Genomic DNA, 16,051 nt, shown 5'->3' on the forward strand with positions numbered 1-16,051 from the left:
CCGGCGATGGCGTCGGACACGGCGGTGGGGGCCCCGAAGCCGGCCCCCGCCGCTCCCAAGTCGCGCAAGAGCGTCACCGGCACCCGCAGGACCGTGGCAGTGCTGTTCCTGCTGCCCGCGCTCGTCCTGCTCGGTGCGCTCGTGGTCTACCCGATCGGGTACTCCGTCGTCCGCAGCTTCTACGACCAGTCCGGCGACGGCTTCGCCGGATTCGACAACTACCGGGAACTGTTCACCGACGACGGCATCCGGACCGCCCTGAAGAACAACGTCGTCTGGGTGGTGTTCGCGCCGACGGTGGCGACCGCGCTCGGTCTGGTCTTCGCGGTGCTGACCGAACGGGTGCGCTGGGGTACGGCGTTCAAGCTGGTCGTCTTCATGCCGATGGCGATCTCGATGCTGGCGGCCGGCATCATCTTCCGCCTGGTGTACGACCAGGACCCGGACAAGGGCGTGGCGAACGCGGTGTGGGTGGGGGTGCACGACACCTTCGCCCAGTCGTCGGCGTTCCCGAAGGCGCACCCGGGCCGCGAGTCGCCGCTGGAACCGGCCGGCGGGGGCGCCTTCGTCACCAGGGGGACGGTGAGCACCGGTGACACGGTGACGCTGCCGCTGGTCGGTGTCGCCCCGGGCCTGATGCCGGACGACGCGGAACGGGCGGCGGCGCCGAAGCCGGAGGGCGACCGGATCACCGGTACCACCTGGCAGGACTTCACCCGCGGCAAGGGCGTCGGCACGCTGAACGACGTCGACGCGGCCGAGCTGGGCTATCCGGGGATGAGGATCGAGGCCGTCAAGGACGGCAAGGTGGTGGAGACGGCCACCGCGGGCGACGACGGCGCGTTCTCCTTCTCGTCGAAGGCGGACGGGGCTCGGCTGCGGCTCCCCGCGAGCAACTTCGAGGAGCCGTACAACGGCCTGGACTGGCTCGGCCCGTCGCTGGTCACACCGGCGATCATCGGCTCGTACATCTGGATGTGGGCGGGCTTCGCGATGGTGCTGATCGCGGCCGGGCTCGCGGGCATGCCCCGGGAGCTGCTGGAGGCCGCGCGGGTGGACGGCGCGAACGAGTGGCAGGTGTTCCGCAGGATCACGGTGCCCCTGCTGGCGCCGGTCCTCGCGGTCGTCACCGTCACCCTGATGATCAATGTGCTGAAGGTGTTCGACCTGGTCTTCATCATCGCCCCGGGCTCCGCCCAGGACGACGCCAACGTCCTCGCGCTGGAGCTGTACCGCAAGGGCTTCGCGGCGGACCAACCGGGCATCGCCAGCGCGATCGCGGTGTTCCTGCTGCTGCTCGTCATCCCGGTGATGTGGTTCAACGTGCGGCGGTTGCGGCGGGAGGTGCGGCGATGAGTGTCACCAAGGCCGAGCGGTCGCTGGGCTCCCGGCTGAGCGAGTGGGTCAGCGGCGGTCTTGTACGGGTCTTCCTGATCGTCGTGGGCCTGTTCTGGCTGGTCCCGACGGTCGGGTTGCTGCTGGCCAGCCTGCGCACCCCGCAGGACATGGCCGCCGACGGCTGGTGGAAGGTGTTCACCGAGCCCTCGCAGCTCACCTTCGGCGCCTACGAGACGCTGCTGAAGAACGACGACATCACCGGCTCGCTGCTGAACACGGTGTACATCACCGTCCCGGCGACCGTGCTGGTGGTGGTGATCGGCTCCCTCGCGGGGTACGCCTTCGCCTGGATGGAGTTCCCCGGCCGGGACTGGTGGTTCCTGGCCGTGGTGGGGCTGCTGGTGGTGCCGGTGCAGGTGGCGCTGATTCCGATCGCCGAACTCTTCGGCAAGCTGGGCGTCTTCGGCTCCCTGACCGGTGTGGTCCTCTTCCACGTCGGTTTCGGTCTGCCGTTCGCGGTGTTCCTGCTGCGGAACTTCTTCGCGGAGATCCCCAGGGAGCTGCTGGAGGCGGCCCGGCTGGACGGCGCGGGTGAACTGCGGCTGTTCGTCCGGGTCGTGATGCCGCTCGCCGGACCGGCCGTCGCCGCGCTCGGCATCTTCCAGTTCCTGTGGGTGTGGAACGACATGCTGGTCGCGCTGATCTTCACCGATTCCGGGAGCCAGCCGATCACGGTCGCCCTGCAGACCCAGGTACGGCAGTTCGGCAACAACATCGACGTCCTGGCGCCCGGCGCGTTCATCTCGATGGTGGTCCCGCTGGTCGTGTTCTTCGCGTTCCAGCGGCAGTTCGTCTCCGGTGTGATGGCGGGCGCGGTGAAGTAACCGACGCACAGGCCACGTTGAAGGGGCGGGCCGTCACAGGTCCGCCCCTTCGTGTGACGGGCGTCCCCCGGATGCCGCAGGGGGCGTAACCAAGTCGGGCCGGCGTCCGTTGCCGGGCCGAACGCCCGCACCGACCGTTGGATGCCCCTTGCCCAGGTTCAGTGTCATTGTCCCCGCGTACCAGGTTCAGGCGTATCTGCACGAGTGCCTGGAATCGGTGCTGTCCCAGTCGTATCCCGATCTCGAACTGATCGCCGTCGACGACTGCTCGCCGGACGCCTGCGGTGCGGTGATCGACGAGTTCGCGGCCCGCGACCCGCGCGTACGGGCCGTGCACCTGCCGGCGAACGCGGGCCTCGGTCCGGCCCGCAACGCCGGGATGGAGCGGGCGCGGGGCGACTACCTGGTGTTCCTGGACGGCGACGACACCCTCACGCCGGACGCGCTGCTCGCCCTCGCCGACCGGCTGAAGGAGACGGACGAACCGGACGTCCTGGTCTACGACTACGCGCGCACCTACTGGTCGGGCGAGGCCGTGCGCAACCGGGTCGCCGCCGAACTCACCGAGGACGGACCCGCGCCGTTCCCCCTCGCGGACCGGCCGGGGCTGCTGAACCTGCTGATGGTGGCCTGGAACAAGGCGTACCGGCGGGAGTTCGTCGAGCGCGCGGGCTTCGCCTTCCCTCCCGGCTACTACGAGGACACCCCGTGGACGTACCCGGTCCTGATGACGGCGGAGTCGATCGCCACCCTGGACCGGGTGTGCGTGCACTACCGGCAGCGCCGGGCCGGCGGCATCCTGCGCACCACCAGCGAACGGCACTTCGAGATCTTCGACCAGTACGACCGGGTCTTCGCGTTCCTCGACGAGCGGCCCGCCCTGCGGTGCTGGCGGCCGGTGCTGTTCCGCCGTATGGTCGACCATCTGGTGACGGTGTACACGCGGCGGGACCGGCTGCCGCGCGGATCGCGCGCCGCCTTCCTGCGCCGGGCGCGTGTCCACTGCCGGCGCCACCGGACGCCCGGCGCGTCCGTGTCCGCGCGCGCCCGGGTCCACCACACGATGGTCCGTTTCGGACTGCACCGCACCTACCGGGCGCTGCGGCTGGCCGCGGCGCTGCGCCGCAGGTGGGCCCGGATCGCGGGGCGGCCGCCGCGTGCCCTGCGCCGCGCGGCCCTGCGCCTGCACTACCGGTTCCAGCGGCTGCTCCCGCTCCGTGCCGACCGGGCCGTCTTCGCCGCGCACGGGGGCCGCGGTCACGGCGGTGACCCGGGTGCCCTGGAGTCCGCGCTGCGCGAGCTGGCCCCGCACATCCGCACCGCCTGGGTGGCCCTCCCCGAGCACCACCGCACCCTCCCGCCGGCCGCCCGCCGGCTCGTCCCCGGCACGGCCGCCCACTTCAGCGCGCTCGCCCGGTCCGCGTATCTGGTGACCGACGCCGACGTCGTGCCGGGGCTGGTCAAGCGCAAGGGGCAGACCGTGGTGCAGACGCGGCGCGGCACCCCCCTCGGGCACATGGGCCTGGACCTGCTGGAACGCCCGGCGGCGGCCCGGGACACCGACTTCGCGCGGCTCCTGGAGGGGGTCGACCAGTGGGACTACGTCGTCTCCGCCAACCGCCACTCGACCCTGACCTGGGAGCGGGTCTGCCCCGGCCGCTACACCACCCTGGAGTACGGCAGGCCGCGCACCGACCGGTTCCACACGGCGACCGGGGCGGACGTGGCCCGGCTGCGGGAGTCTCTCGGCATCCCCGAGGGATCGGTGGCGATCCTGTACGCGCCGGCCCACCGCGACTACCGGCGCACCCAGCGCCGGCTGCTCGACCTGGAGCGCGTGGTGCGCCGTCTCGGCCCGCGGTTCGTCGTCCTGGCCCGCGCCCACCATCCGTACGGCGGGCCGCCGGCGACCGCCTCCGACCGGGTCCTGGACGTCACCGGCCACCCGGACGTCACCTCGCTGTGCCTGGCCTCGGACGCCCTGGTGACGGACTACTCGCCGCTGATGTTCGACTACGCGGGCCTGGACCGGCCGGTCGTGCTGCACATCGACGACTGGGAGGCGTACGAGGCGGCCCGCGGCGCCTACTTCGATCCGCGGGCGTTCCCGCCGGGCGCGGTCGCGGGCGGCGAGGACGAGCTGATCGACATCTTCGCGACCGGCCACTGGTGCGGTGCCCGCTCCACCCGGCTGCGGGCGGACTTCCGCGCACGCTTCTGCCCGTACGACGACGGGCGGGCCGCCGAGCGGGTCGTACGCCGGGTGGTGCTCGGTGAGACGGACCTGCCGCCGGTGGTGCCGCCGGAGGAGCGCCGCCCGGTGCCGTCGGCCGGCGCCGTGTCCGGCCCGTCGTCGCTCACGACGGTGCCGCAGCAGCAGCCCGCCGGTGTCCTGGCCGTCACCGACCGCGGCTGACCGCCGTTTCCCCTCGGGAGACAGGGAGTCCCCATGCCCTCCGGCTCGTCGCGGCCCACTCCGACCCGGCCGCCCGCCTGGCGGCCGGCGGGGCGGCCCGGTCGGCGCCCCACCCACTGAGGGCGCCACGACATCCTCTACGGAAAGAGCAGAATGCCCCGCTTCAGCATCATCGTCCCGTCCCATGGGGTCGCAGGCCGGCTGGGCCAGGCGCTGGACTCGGTCCTCGCCCAGTCCTTCGGCGACTTCGAGTTGATCCCGGTCTGCGACGCACCCGGCTCCCCGGCGGCCGACGTGGCCGCCCGGCACGCCGAGCGGGACTCGCGGGTGGCGCCGGTGCACGCGCCGCCGTCGGCCGGACTGGCGGGGGCGCGCAACGCGGGGACGCGGGCGGCCACGGGGACGTACCTGCTGTTCCTCGACGGCGACGACGTCCTCGTACCGGGTGCGCTGGCGGCTCTGGACGCGCGCCTGGCCCGGACCGGTCCGGTGGACGTGCTCCACTTCGAACACGAGCGCGCGCCCTGGTGGGAGGGCGAGCCCACCAACCCGGCCGCGTCCCTGCTGGCGAAGGCACCCGACGGCGCGTTCTCCCCCGACCGCGCCCCGCACCTCACCGGCGTGGGCCTCCCGGCGTGGAGCGCGGCCTGGCGCCGTGCCTTCGTCACCGAGCGGGGTCTCGCCTTCCCCGGGGGGCACTTCACGGACATCGGCTGGGGCGGGCCGGCGATGCTCGTCGCCGAGCGGGTGGCGGTGCTGCGTTCGGTCGTCGTACGGCATCTGGTGCGGCGGCAGGGCAGCCGGCTGAACCTGCCCGGGGAGCACCACGCCGAACTGCTGGACCAGGTCGAGCTGGTGCTCGTCCGGGCCGCCGGACTGGGGCTGTCCGCCGAGCGGTCGGCGCCGCTGTTCGAGCAGTTGTTCACCGCCGTGCTGAAGACGGCCGCCCGTCCCCGGCGGCTCCCGTCGGGCCGCCGTGCCTTCTTCCACCGGGCGAGCATCCTGTACCGCCGCCACCGCCCCGCCGGATACCTGCCCCCGCGCGGCAGCCTCGGGGTGCAGCACCGGCTGCTGGCGTCCGGCTCGTACGGGGCGTTCGCCGCTCTGCGCGGCACCCGCCGCGCGGTGACGCGGGTGGTGGCGGCGGTGCCGCGCCCGCGGGGCCTGCGCACCCGGCTGCTGTACCGGATGCACCTGCGCCGCCCGCTCGATCCGCGCCTCGCCGTGTACTGCGCGTACTGGGGCCGCGGCTACGCCTGCAACCCGGCCGCGATCCACGCCAGGGCCCGCGAACTCGCCCCGCACATCCGCTCGGTGTTCCTGGTGGAGGCGGACCGGGCGCACACCGTGCCGGACGGCGTCGAGTACGCGGTCATCGGCAGCCGCCGCTCCTGGGAGGTGCTGGCCCGCGCCACGTACCTGGTCAACAACGCCAACTTCGCGGAGGGCGTGGTCAAGCGTCCCGGCAGTGTCCACCTCCAGACGCAGCACGGCACCCCGCTGAAGACCATGGGCGTCGACCAGTCGACGTACCCGGTGGTGGCCGCCGCGACCGGCAGCTTCACCAAGCTGCTCGGCCGGGTGGACCGCTGGGACTACAACCTCTCCGCCAACCCCCACTCCACCCGCGTGTGGGAGCGCGCCTTCCCCGGCTCCTACGAACACCTGGAGTACGGCTATCCGCGCAACGACGTGTACTGCACGGCCGGCGCGGACGACGTGGCCCGCGTCCGCGCGGAGCTGGGCGTCCCGCGGGGCGCGAGGGCCGTGCTCTACGCGCCCACCCACCGCGACCACCACACCGGCTTCGAGCCCGGCCTCGACCTGGAGGCGTTCTGCGAGGCGGCCGGCGAGGACGTCGTCGTCCTGCTGCGCGCCCACTACTTCTACGACCGGGGCGGGCGCGGGAGCGGCGGCCGGGTCAGCCGGGTCATTGATGTAACCGCGCACCACTCGTCGGAGGACGTGTGCCTGGCCGCCGACGCACTGGTCACCGACTACTCGTCGATCATGTTCGACTACGCCAATCTGGACCGCCCGATCGTCGTGTACGCCGACGACTGGGACGTCTACCGGGAGACCCGGGGCGTCTGCTTCGACCTGATGGACGCACCGCCGGGACCGGTGGCCCGCACCCCCGACGAGCTGGCCCGCCTGTTCCGCGACGGCTCGTACGCGGACGCGGGGTCGGCCGCGCTGCGGGCCCGTTTCCGGGAGCGGTTCTGCACGTTCGACGACGGGCGGGCCGCCGAACGGGTCGTGCGCCGGGTGCTGCTCGGCGAGCCGCCCGAGGCCCTGCCGCCCGTGATCCCGCTCGCGGAGCGCGTCCCCGCCCCCGCGGCCGCCCCGGTGAGGAGCTGACGTGCCCCGCTTCAGCGTCATCGTCCCCGTCCACAAGGTGCAGGGGTACCTGCACGCCTGCCTCGACTCGGTGCTCGGGCAGTCGTACCGCGACATCGAGGTGATCGCCGTCGACGACCGCTCGCCCGACGGCTGCGGAGCGATCCTCGACGCCTACGCGGCCCGCGACGAGCGGGTCCGGGTGGTGCACCTGCCTCGGAACGTGGGCCTCGGCCGGGCCCGCAACGCCGGGATGCCGCACGCGACGGGCGACTACCTTTTCTTCCTCGACAGCGACGACACCCTCACGCCGGGCGCGCTGCGCGCGATGGCCGACCGCCTCGACGAGACCGGCGACCCGGACGTCCTGGTCTTCGACTACGCCCGCACCCACTGGTGGGGCGGCACCCGCCGCAACGTCCTGGCGCCCCTGCTGGCGGAGACGTCCGGGGGCACCTTCACGGCGGCCGAGCGGCCGGGGATCCTCGATCTGCTGATGGTGGTGTGGAACAAGGTCTACCGCCGCGACTTCGTCGCACGGGAGGGCTTCGCCTTTCCGCCCGGCTACTACGAGGACACGCCCTGGACGTTCCCGGTGCTGCTCAGCGCCGAGCGGATCGCGACCCTGAACCGGATCTGCGTGTACTACCGGCAGCGCCGCCGGGGCAGCATCCTGTCCACCACCAGCCGCAGGCACTTCGACGTCCACGAGCAGTACGCGCGGGTGTTCCGGTTCGTCGACGCCCGCCCGGCACTGGCGCACTGGCGGCCCTTCCTGCACGTCAAGATGGGCGAGCACTGTCTCGACATCCTCTCCAAGCCGGACCGTCTGCCGCCGTCCGACAAGGGCGAGTTCTTCCGCCGTACGGCCGAGATGTTCCGGGCGCACCGGCCGCAGGGCGCGACGGTCCCCGCCGAACTGCGGGTGCTGGAGGGGAGCTACGCCGGTTACGTCCTGCGGCAGCGGGCCGGGCGGGCGGGCCGGGAGCTGGGGCGGCGGGCCCGGCAGGCGGGTGCGGCGACGGCGGCGCGGTGCGCCCGTGTCCGGCCGGCGTCCCGTCGTCCGCTCGATCCGGACCTCGCCGTGTACTCGGCGTTCTCGCACCGGGGCGTGCTCGGCGACCCGGCGGCGATCCACCGCGCGGCACGCGAACTCGCCCCACACGTCCGGGGCGTCTGGGTGCTGGCCGACGAGGAGCAGGCGGCCGGTCTTGAGCCGGACACCGAGTACGTGCTGCTCGGCTCGCCCGGATACCGCCGGGTGACCGAGCGGGCCACGTACTTCGTCAACAACGTCAACTGGCCCGGGGCGCTGGTCAAGCGTCCGGGGAGCGTGCACATCCACACCCACCAGGGCACCCCGCTGGCGTACCTGGGCGCCGATCTGCTGGACCGGCCCGGCGCCCGGCTCGGCTTCGACGTCCCGCAGATGCTGCGCCGGGCCGACCGCTGGGACTACAGCCTGGTCGCCAACCGGCACTCCGAGCTGGTGTGGGAGCGGGCCTTCCCCTGCCACTTCACCTCCCTGCGCAGCGGCAGCCCGCGCAACGACGTACTGGTCGAGGCACCGAAGGGCCGGGGGCGTGCGGTGCGCGAACGACTCGGCGTCCCGGACGGCGACACGGTGGTGCTGTACGCGCCGGCCCGCCGCGACTACCGCAGGGGCGGGCTGGTGGAGCGGCTCGACCTCGCCCGGTTCGCCGCCGGCCTGGGCGAGGGCCGCACCCTCGTCGTGCGCCTGCACCCCTCGCTGGCCGCCGGACCGGCGCGCGGCCTGGGCCTGTCCGAGCTGCACCGGCGGGGCGTGCTCGTCGACGCCACGGACGAGCCGGAGGTGCAGGACGTGCTGCTCGCCGCCGACGTCCTGGTCACCGACTACTCGTCGATCATGTTCGACTACGCCCATCTGGACCGCCCGATCGTCGTGTACGCCGACGACTGGGACGCCTTCCGGGCGAGCCGGGGCGCCTACCTGGACATCACGGCCGAGGCGCCGGGCCATGTGGCGCGCTCCCACTGGGAGCTGGCGTGGCTGTTCGACTCCGGGACCTGGCGGGACGAGGAGGCGGCGCGGCTGCGGTCGGCGTTCCGGAAGCGGTTCTGCGAGTTCGACGACGGGCGGGCCGCCGAGCGGGTGGTGCGGACGCTGATGCTGGGCGAGCCGATGCCCGAGCGGCCGGCCGGACCGGCCCGGGTGCCGTCCCAGGCCCCCGGCCGCGATCTGCTGACCCCGTCGTGAGGCCGCGTACCCGGGTCCTGCTGCTGGCCGCCGTCTTCGCGCTGCTGCAACTCGCCAACGTCACCGGCCGGGACACCCCCGACAGCAAGAACTACCTGTCGTACGCCCTGAGTCTGACCGGCGCGGACAAGCGGGAGGCGGCGGCCGCCACCATCGACTGGTTCTGCGCGGGCCGGGCGTCGATCGCGCACCGCGAGCAGAACGTGGACGTGGTGCGCTTCCACGCCCCCGACCCCGCCCCGGAGGTGATGCGGGAGTGCCGGGAGCGGGAGTGGCGGCAGGTGGAGGCGAGGCTGGCGGCCGGGCAGACCGGTGGGCACACCGTGCCGTTCATGCCGGAACGGTTCATGCGGATCTTCGAGACGCGGCCCGGCTATCCGGTGTTCCTGGCGCCGTTCGTCGCTCTGTTCGGGGTGACCTGGGGCGTGTGGGCGGCGGGCGTGGTGATCACCTGCGCGGGCGGGGTGCTCGCCTTCCTGGTGCTGCGCTCCCTGGCGGTGTCCGTGCCGCTCGCGCTCACCGGGCAGGCGCTGTTCATGGTCCTGCCGTCCGGGACGACCGCGATGCGCCCGATGACCGAGGGGCTGCTGCTGACGCTCACCCTGGCGGTGCTGTGGGGTGGTGCGCCGGTGCTGGAGGGGCGGCGGACGCGGGCGGGACCGGCGCTGGTGGGCGCGGCGCTGCTCGCGCTGTTCACCGTCAAGCACTCGCAGGCGCTGTTCCTCGGGCTCTGCCTGGCGGGCGCGGGCGCGGCGATCGCCGTACGGCGCCGGTGGCGGGGTCTGCCGCCCGGGCGCGGGGTGGTGGCGCTCGCGGGGGTGGGGTGTGCGGGGGTGCTCGGCACGGTGCTGCTGGCGAGGCTGCTGCACTATCCGTCGGTGTCGGAGAGCGTGCAGGACCTGCTCACCGATCACTTCGCCCGCCCCGACCGGCAGCGGCCGTGGGCGGAGTTCCTCCAGCTGCAGGGGAACTTCTGGACGGAGTGGGCGCGGCGGCAGCTGTGGGAGCCGGTGTTCGTGGCGTTCCTGGCGGCCGGTGTCCTGGGAGCGCTGCGGCGGCCGGCGTTCGGTGCCTTCCTGGTCGCCGCCGCCTGCACGGGGTTCCTCAACCAGGCCGGGCATCCGGACATCAACATCTGGGGCGACCGGCTGATCACGCTGGCCTGGCTGCTGCCGGTGCTGGGCGTGCCGCTGCTGCTGGAGCCGGTGGGGCGGCGGGCGGTGGTGCCGGCGCAAGGGGGCTGCGGTGGAACCGGCACGCTGAGGCCCGGGGCCACTCGCTTCACCCGATGAGGTGAAGCGAGGTCATGCTGTCGATCGTGCCGGGAACATACGGCAAATGCCCGAGACGCTCCCCTTCCCCGCCACCCGATGAGCTCCCCGGTCCTCGTCCGGCCGGCCGTGCGCGGTGCCACGGCGCTGCGCGGCGGCGGGGCCTGGCGCCCCACCCCGTACCAGTTCTTCGGCTTCCTGTTCTGGCTCGTGATGTCGCTGGCGTACTGGAGGGTGCCGCTGTGCTGCGACGCCGGACAGCACGCGGCGGTCGTCGAGCGCCTCAGGGACGATCTGCTGGAGCCCCGGCATCCGATGGCGGACCTGCCGGGGGCGGGCAGCCCCTACTACTCGCCGTTCGCGCTGGCACAGGGCGTGGCCGCCCGGCTGACGGGGCTGGGCGGCTGGGAGGTGCTCAAGCTCACCGGGCCGCTGAACCTGCTGGTGCTGCTCACCGGGATCGGCCGTTTCACGCGGGTGCTGACCCCGCGCCCCTGGGCGCCGGTGCTGGCGCTCGGCACGATGACGCTGCTGTGGGGGCTGGAGCGGGCCTGGTGGAGCGGCTACCTGAACCTGATGTCGATGACGGGCAATCTGGCCTACCCGTCGGCGTTCGCGATCGGGCTGGCCTTCTGGGCGTGGGCGCTGACGGGGGCGCGGGCCCGGGGCGCGGGGGCCGTGCGGTACGTGGGGCCGAGCGGGCTGCGCCCGGTGTCCGGGTACGCGGCGCTGGGCGCCCTGTACGGGATGGTCCTGCTCGTGCACCCGATCACCGCGGTCGCGGCGGCGCTGGGGGCGGTGGCGCTGGTCGCCGGGTGGCAGCGGCGGTGGGGTCCGGCGGCTGCCGGACGGTGGGCGGTGACGGGTGCGGTGGCGCTGCTGACGGCCGCCTGCTGGCCGTACTTCGACGTGTTCGCGCTGGCCGGGGACGACAGCGTGGACGCGATGCACCGGCGGCTGTACCTGGACCTCGGCGGGCAGTTCGGGCTGGCGCTGCTCGGGCTGCCGGTGCTGTGGCTGCGGGCGCGGCGCACCTCGTGGCGTGATCCGCTGGTGCTGATGTTCGTACTGGACTGCCTGGTGGTGGCGTACGGCTGGGCCGGCGGCCACTACACCTACGGCAGGATTCTCGGGCTCACGCTGGTGCCGCTGCAGTTCGCGTTGGCGGTGGAGCTGGCGGCGCCCCGGCCGTGGCCGGTGTGGCGGCGGCTGCTGGGCGGCGCCACGGCGGCGGGGGCGTGCGCCGCGTTCCTGACCGTGCACGCCGGGGCGGTGGCGCCGGCGGGCTTCGAACGGCCGCCGGACTGGCCGTCGTACGCGTGGGCCGCGCCGTACATCGGGCCGGGCGAGGTCGTGATCGCCGACGGCTACTACGCCGTCCACGCGATCGCCGGGTACGGGCCGAACCTCGCCGCGCCGGCCTGGCCGGACGCCTCGCTGGACGAGGGGGAGCGGCTGCGGCGGGTGGCCGATGTGCGCGCGTACCTCGATCCCGGTTCGACCCGCGCGCAGCGGGCCGCGGTCGTCCGCCGGTACCACGCTCGCTGGCTGCTGCTGACGCCCTCGCAGCGGGTGCCCGAGGAGGCCGTGGTGGTGGCATGGAGCCGGCGGACGGGGGAGGTGCTGGCGCGGGTCGGGGGGTGAGCCCCGGGACTACTCGATGACGAGGTCGACCGGGATGTTGCCGCGGGTGGCGTTGGAGTAGGGGCAGACCTGGTGGGCCTGCTCGACCAGCTTGCGGCCGGTCTCCTCCTCGATGCCCTCGGGCAGCTCGACGCGCAGCGTCACGGCGAGCGCGAAGCCCTCGCCCTGCTTGCCGAGGACGACCTCGGCGGTCACCGCGGCGTCGCTGACGTCGACCTTCGCCGCCCGGCCGACCAGACCGAGGGCGCTGCCGAAGCAGGCCGCGTAACCGGCGGCGAACAGCTGCTCCGGGTTGGTGCCCTCGCCGTTGCCGCCGAGCTCCACGGGGGCGCTCAGGCCGAGGTCCAGCTTGCCGTCGGAGGTGACGGCGCGGCCCTCGCGGCCGTGGGTGGCGGTGGCGACAGCGGTGTAGAGCGCGTCCATGGAAAGGACCTTCCCTCTCGAGTCGTGGCTCGGCCGGGCCCTTCGGTGGGTCCGGCCGCCGTACGACCACAAGTAGAGCACACAATTAAATTGCGCGCAACCAAATAGCTCGCGAGAGTTATCCTGGAGGCATGACAGCCACCCCGAGCCCCCCACCCGCGACGGCCCCGCTGCCGGGCACCGCGGACGACTGGCTCCGCCTCGACCAGCAGATCTGCTTCAACCTGAACGCCGCCTCCCGCGCCTTCAACGGCGTCTACCGGGTGGTCCTCAAGGACCTCGGGCTCACCTATCCGCAGTACCTGGTCATGCTGGTGCTGTGGGAGCACGGCACCCTGCCCGTGAAGAAGCTCGGCGAGCATCTGCGACTGGACTCCGGCACGCTGTCCCCGCTGCTCAAGCGGCTGGAGGCGGCCGGCCTGGTGCGCCGGGAGCGCAGTGCGCGCGACGAGCGGTCGGTGGAGGTCCGGCCCACCGAGGAGGGCACGGCGCTGCGGCGGCAGGCCCTGGAGGTGCCGCGCCGGATCGTGGCCGCGACCGGCTTCGGGATCGACGAGATCCGCGAGCTGAGCACCCGCCTCCACCTGCTCACCACGGCACTGGACACGGCGGCGGCGGAAGGCGCGTGACGGCGGCCGACGTGCGCCGCGTGCGCCGGGAGTCCTCAATGGAGGGCAGGAGCAGCCCCGTGACGTGCCCGAGGACGCCATGCAGCCCCACCAGCAGCCCCAGGTCGCCGTCGTCGTCATCGGCCACGACGACGCCGCCCATGTGACCGACGCCGTGCGCTCGGCCCTCGGGCAGGGCCCCGCCGTACGCGAGGTCGTCGCCGTCGACGACTGCTCGACGGACGGCAGCGCGGACCTGCTGGACCGGCTCGCCGAGGGCGAACCGCGGCTGCGGGTGATCCGGCGCCCCGTCAACAGCGGCGGCTGCGGCACCCCGCGCAACACCGGGCTCTCCGCGGTGACCTCGCCGTACGTGATGTTCCTGGACAGCGACGACGTGCTGCCGCCCGGCGCGGTGGAGGCGCTGCTCACGGCCGCGGCCGGGGCGGACGCGCAGGTCACGGGCGGCCTGTGTGTGCGCCGCGAACTGCCGTCGGGGACCGAGGCGCCGTGGGAACCGGCCCTGTACGCCGCGCCCGACGTGCTCGCCCGCCCGGCGCTGCGCCCGCGCCTGGTCCACGACACGCTGTGCGTCAACAAGCTCTACGCCACGGCTTTCCTGCGCGCGCACGGCATCCGCTTCCCCGACGGCCGGTTCCCCTACGAGGACGTCGTGTTCACCGCGCGGGTGTGGGCCGCCGCCCCACGCGTCGCGCTGGTCCCGGACCGGGTGTACGTCTGGCACGTCCGCCGGTCCGCGCGGCGGCTGTCGATCTCGCTGGACCGCGCGGGCGTCGACAACTGGCGGGCCCGCATCCACGCGTGCCGCACCGCCCACGACATCCTGCTGGCCGCCGGGCAGAAGCGGCTGGCGCGCAGGGCGCGGGCCAAGTTCCTCGACCACGACCTGCGCATGTACGCCCGTGAGCTGCCGCTGCGCGACGAGGAGTACCGGCGGGCGTGGTGGGCGCACACGCGGGCGTTCCTCGCGGAGTACGACGCCGCCGACTGGGCCCGCGACCCGGTGGCCCCGGGCCGGCTGATCGGCCGGGTCGTGCTGGCCTCCCCCGAGCCGTGCGACCTGCCCCGGCTGCGGGAGCTGGCGGCCCGGCCGGCCCGCCTGTGCCCGCCGTACACCCGCGCGGCGGACGGCACGCCCTGCTGGTCGGCCCGCCTGCCGGGCATCACCCTGGAGCCGCTGCCGACCCGGCCCGCGCCCCTCCTCCCGCTCGCCGTGGACGCGGAACTGCGCCCCCGCGCGCGTGGCGTACGACTGCGGCTGCGCCTGCACGAGCTGTACGGCCGGGTGGCGCGGGCGGGGCCCCGGTCGGTGGAGACGGAGTGGCGCCACCGGGACCGGGCCGGCGCCCGTGTCCGCCGTACGGTGCCGCTGCGGACGGCCCCCGACGGCACCTGGGTCGCGGAGACGACCGTACGGCCGGACCGGCTGGCCACGCTCGGCACGGGCACCTGGGACCTGCGGCTGCGGGTGCGCTTCCGGGACGGTTCGAGCCGCAGGGTGGCGGCGCACGCGCTCGCCGGGCCCGGCCTGCTGCGCCGCTGTGTGATGCCGAGCCCCTGGCACGGCGTGGTGCTGGTACGGCCGTACGCCACGCACTCGGGTGCGCTGGCCCTGCGCGTGGCGGCCGGGGTCCGCGGAATCGCCCCGGTGCTGCGCGGAAGGCTTTGGCGCCTGCTTCACTAAGAGCTGACCTTTTGGGGATCGGACGGGCACGGGCCAACGACGAGGGGACGACCACCCATGACCTGGTTGATCACCGGCGGCGCCGGCTACATCGGGGCGCACGTCGTACGGGCGATGACCGGGGCGGGCGAACGCGCGGTGGTGTACGATGACCTGTCCACCGGCCTCGCCGACCGGGTGCCGGAGGGGGTGCCGCTGGTGGTCGGCTCCACCCTGGACGGCGAGCGGGTGGCACGCGCCCTCACGGACCACGGGGTCACCGGCGTCGTCCACCTGGCGGCGAAGAAGCAGGTCGCCGAGTCGGTCTCCCTCCCCCTGCACTACTACCGGGAGAACGTCGAGGGCCTGCGCGTCCTGCTGGACGCGGTGACGACGGCCGGTGTGCGCTCCTTCGTGTTCTCCTCCTCGGCGGCGGTGTACGGCATGCCGGACGTGGACCTCGTGACGGAGGAGACCCCGTGCGTGCCCATGTCGCCGTACGGCGAGACGAAGCTGGCCGGCGAGTGGCTGGTCCGCGCGACCGGCGCGGCGGCCGGGCTCTCGACTGCCTGCCTGCGCTACTTCAACGTCGCCGGCGCCGCCCGCCCGGACCTCGCCGACACGGGCGTCTTCAACCTGATCCCCATGATCTTCGAGAAGCTGACGGACGACCTGCCCCCGCGCGTGTTCGGCGACGACTACCCGACTCCCGACGGCACCTGTGTCCGCGACTACATCCACGTCGTCGACCTGGCCGAGGCCCATGTCGCGGCGGCCCGCGCGCTGCGCTCCGCCCCCGGCCGGGACCTCATCCTCAACATCGGCCGCGGCGAGGGCGTCTCCGTGCGGGAGATGATCGACCGCGTCAACGCCCTCACCGGCCACGACCGCCCGCCCGTGGTCACCCCGCGCCGCCCCGGCGACCCGCCCCGTGTCGTCGCCTCCGCCGACCGCGCGGCCACGGAACTGGGCTGGAAGGCCCGCCACGACATCGACGACATGATCACCTCGGCCTGGGCGGGCTGGCAGCGCCTGCACCCGCCGACGGCGGCATCCCGTACCTGATGCCGACCCGCACCGAACGCGCCCTGGGCGCCCCCTTCGAGTTCGGCCCCGAGGGCGCCTTCTCTGATCACCGGTTTCGACAGCAGTTGTTCAGTGCTTCGGGAGGCACCCGGGCCTCGGCGTGTCCGATGTTCACGAG

General features: G+C 73.8%; 11 protein-coding genes. 10 read left to right on the top strand and 1 reads right to left on the bottom strand.

The annotated features are described in order from the left end of the window. Nucleotides 1-6: 6 nt before the first annotated feature. The 7 genes from ACH4VX_RS28140 (at nucleotide 7) to ACH4VX_RS28170 (ending at nucleotide 12,132) form a co-directional block, all read left to right on the top strand. Nucleotides 7-1,356, top strand: a complete 1,350-nt coding sequence (locus tag ACH4VX_RS28140) for a carbohydrate ABC transporter permease (RefSeq protein WP_398371169.1) — start codon at nucleotides 7-9, stop codon at nucleotides 1,354-1,356. Then, nucleotides 1,353-2,222: a carbohydrate ABC transporter permease gene (locus tag ACH4VX_RS28145; protein WP_398371171.1), complete on the top strand. Its 870-nt coding sequence runs from the start codon at nucleotides 1,353-1,355 to the stop codon at nucleotides 2,220-2,222. The genes ACH4VX_RS28140 and ACH4VX_RS28145 overlap by 4 nt, the downstream gene beginning before the upstream one ends. A gap of 148 nt (nucleotides 2,223-2,370) precedes the next feature. Next, entirely contained in the window at nucleotides 2,371-4,638 is a 2,268-nt protein-coding gene (locus tag ACH4VX_RS28150) for a CDP-glycerol glycerophosphotransferase family protein (protein ID WP_398371172.1), read from the top strand. A 153-nt stretch (nucleotides 4,639-4,791) separates the two neighbouring features. Then, nucleotides 4,792-6,999: a CDP-glycerol glycerophosphotransferase family protein gene (locus tag ACH4VX_RS28155; protein WP_398371174.1), complete on the top strand. Its 2,208-nt coding sequence runs from the start codon at nucleotides 4,792-4,794 to the stop codon at nucleotides 6,997-6,999. Nucleotide 7,000: 1 nt separating this feature from the next. After that, nucleotides 7,001-9,217: a CDP-glycerol glycerophosphotransferase family protein gene (locus ACH4VX_RS28160; RefSeq protein WP_398371175.1), complete on the top strand. Its 2,217-nt coding sequence runs from the start codon at nucleotides 7,001-7,003 to the stop codon at nucleotides 9,215-9,217. Beyond that, nucleotides 9,214-10,509, top strand: a complete 1,296-nt coding sequence (locus ACH4VX_RS28165) for a hypothetical protein (protein WP_398371177.1) — start codon at nucleotides 9,214-9,216, stop codon at nucleotides 10,507-10,509. The genes ACH4VX_RS28160 and ACH4VX_RS28165 overlap by 4 nt, the downstream gene beginning before the upstream one ends. A 78-nt stretch (nucleotides 10,510-10,587) precedes the next feature. Next, the gene (locus tag ACH4VX_RS28170; RefSeq protein ID WP_398371178.1) at nucleotides 10,588-12,132 is read left to right on the top strand and encodes a hypothetical protein; all 1,545 of its coding nucleotides are present in this window, start codon (nucleotides 10,588-10,590) and stop codon (nucleotides 12,130-12,132) included. A gap of 9 nt (nucleotides 12,133-12,141) precedes the next feature. Here ACH4VX_RS28170 and ACH4VX_RS28175 read toward each other — a convergent pair whose 3' ends face one another. Then, nucleotides 12,142-12,555, bottom strand: a complete 414-nt coding sequence (locus ACH4VX_RS28175) for an organic hydroperoxide resistance protein (RefSeq protein WP_398371179.1) — start codon at nucleotides 12,553-12,555, stop codon at nucleotides 12,142-12,144. 131 nt (nucleotides 12,556-12,686) lie between these two features. Here ACH4VX_RS28175 and ACH4VX_RS28180 point away from each other — a divergent pair, with 131 nt between their 5' ends. The 3 genes from ACH4VX_RS28180 to galE all read left to right on the top strand — a co-directional run bounded on the left by ACH4VX_RS28180 (nucleotide 12,687) and on the right by galE (nucleotide 15,912). Then, complete coding sequence (locus ACH4VX_RS28180) at nucleotides 12,687-13,184, top strand: MarR family winged helix-turn-helix transcriptional regulator (protein WP_398371181.1); 498 nt, start codon at nucleotides 12,687-12,689, stop codon at nucleotides 13,182-13,184. 79 nt (nucleotides 13,185-13,263) lie between these two features. Next, entirely contained in the window at nucleotides 13,264-14,868 is a 1,605-nt protein-coding gene (locus tag ACH4VX_RS28185) for a glycosyltransferase family 2 protein (protein WP_398371224.1), read from the top strand. A gap of 57 nt (nucleotides 14,869-14,925) precedes the next feature. After that, nucleotides 14,926-15,912 carry a UDP-glucose 4-epimerase GalE gene (gene galE, locus ACH4VX_RS28190; RefSeq protein ID WP_398371183.1) on the top strand — a complete coding sequence of 329 codons (987 nt, stop codon included), beginning with the start codon at nucleotides 14,926-14,928 and terminating at the stop codon, nucleotides 15,910-15,912. Nucleotides 15,913-16,051: the final 139 nt, after the last annotated feature.

The organism is Streptomyces sp. NPDC020731 (assembly GCF_044334705.1).
In the GTDB taxonomy this organism is placed as follows: domain Bacteria; phylum Actinomycetota; class Actinomycetes; order Streptomycetales; family Streptomycetaceae; genus Streptomyces.

What these genes read in the sequence shown, in the direction of transcription:
- ACH4VX_RS28155 (WP_398371174.1), top strand. Translation starts at nt 4,792, where the DNA reads ATGCCCCGCTTCAGCATCATCGTCCCGTCCCATGGGGTCGCAGGCCGG.
- ACH4VX_RS28170 (WP_398371178.1), top strand. Translation starts at nt 10,588, where the DNA reads ATGAGCTCCCCGGTCCTCGTCCGGCCGGCCGTGCGCGGTGCCACGGCG.
- ACH4VX_RS28180 (WP_398371181.1), top strand. Translation starts at nt 12,687, where the DNA reads ATGACAGCCACCCCGAGCCCCCCACCCGCGACGGCCCCGCTGCCGGGC.
- ACH4VX_RS28185 (WP_398371224.1), top strand. Translation starts at nt 13,264, where the DNA reads ATGCAGCCCCACCAGCAGCCCCAGGTCGCCGTCGTCGTCATCGGCCAC.
- ACH4VX_RS28140 (WP_398371169.1), top strand. Translation starts at nt 7, where the DNA reads ATGGCGTCGGACACGGCGGTGGGGGCCCCGAAGCCGGCCCCCGCCGCT.
- ACH4VX_RS28175 (WP_398371179.1), bottom strand. Translation starts at nt 12,555, where the DNA reads ATGGACGCGCTCTACACCGCTGTCGCCACCGCCACCCACGGCCGCGAG.
- galE (WP_398371183.1), top strand. Translation starts at nt 14,926, where the DNA reads ATGACCTGGTTGATCACCGGCGGCGCCGGCTACATCGGGGCGCACGTC.
- ACH4VX_RS28145 (WP_398371171.1), top strand. Translation starts at nt 1,353, where the DNA reads ATGAGTGTCACCAAGGCCGAGCGGTCGCTGGGCTCCCGGCTGAGCGAG.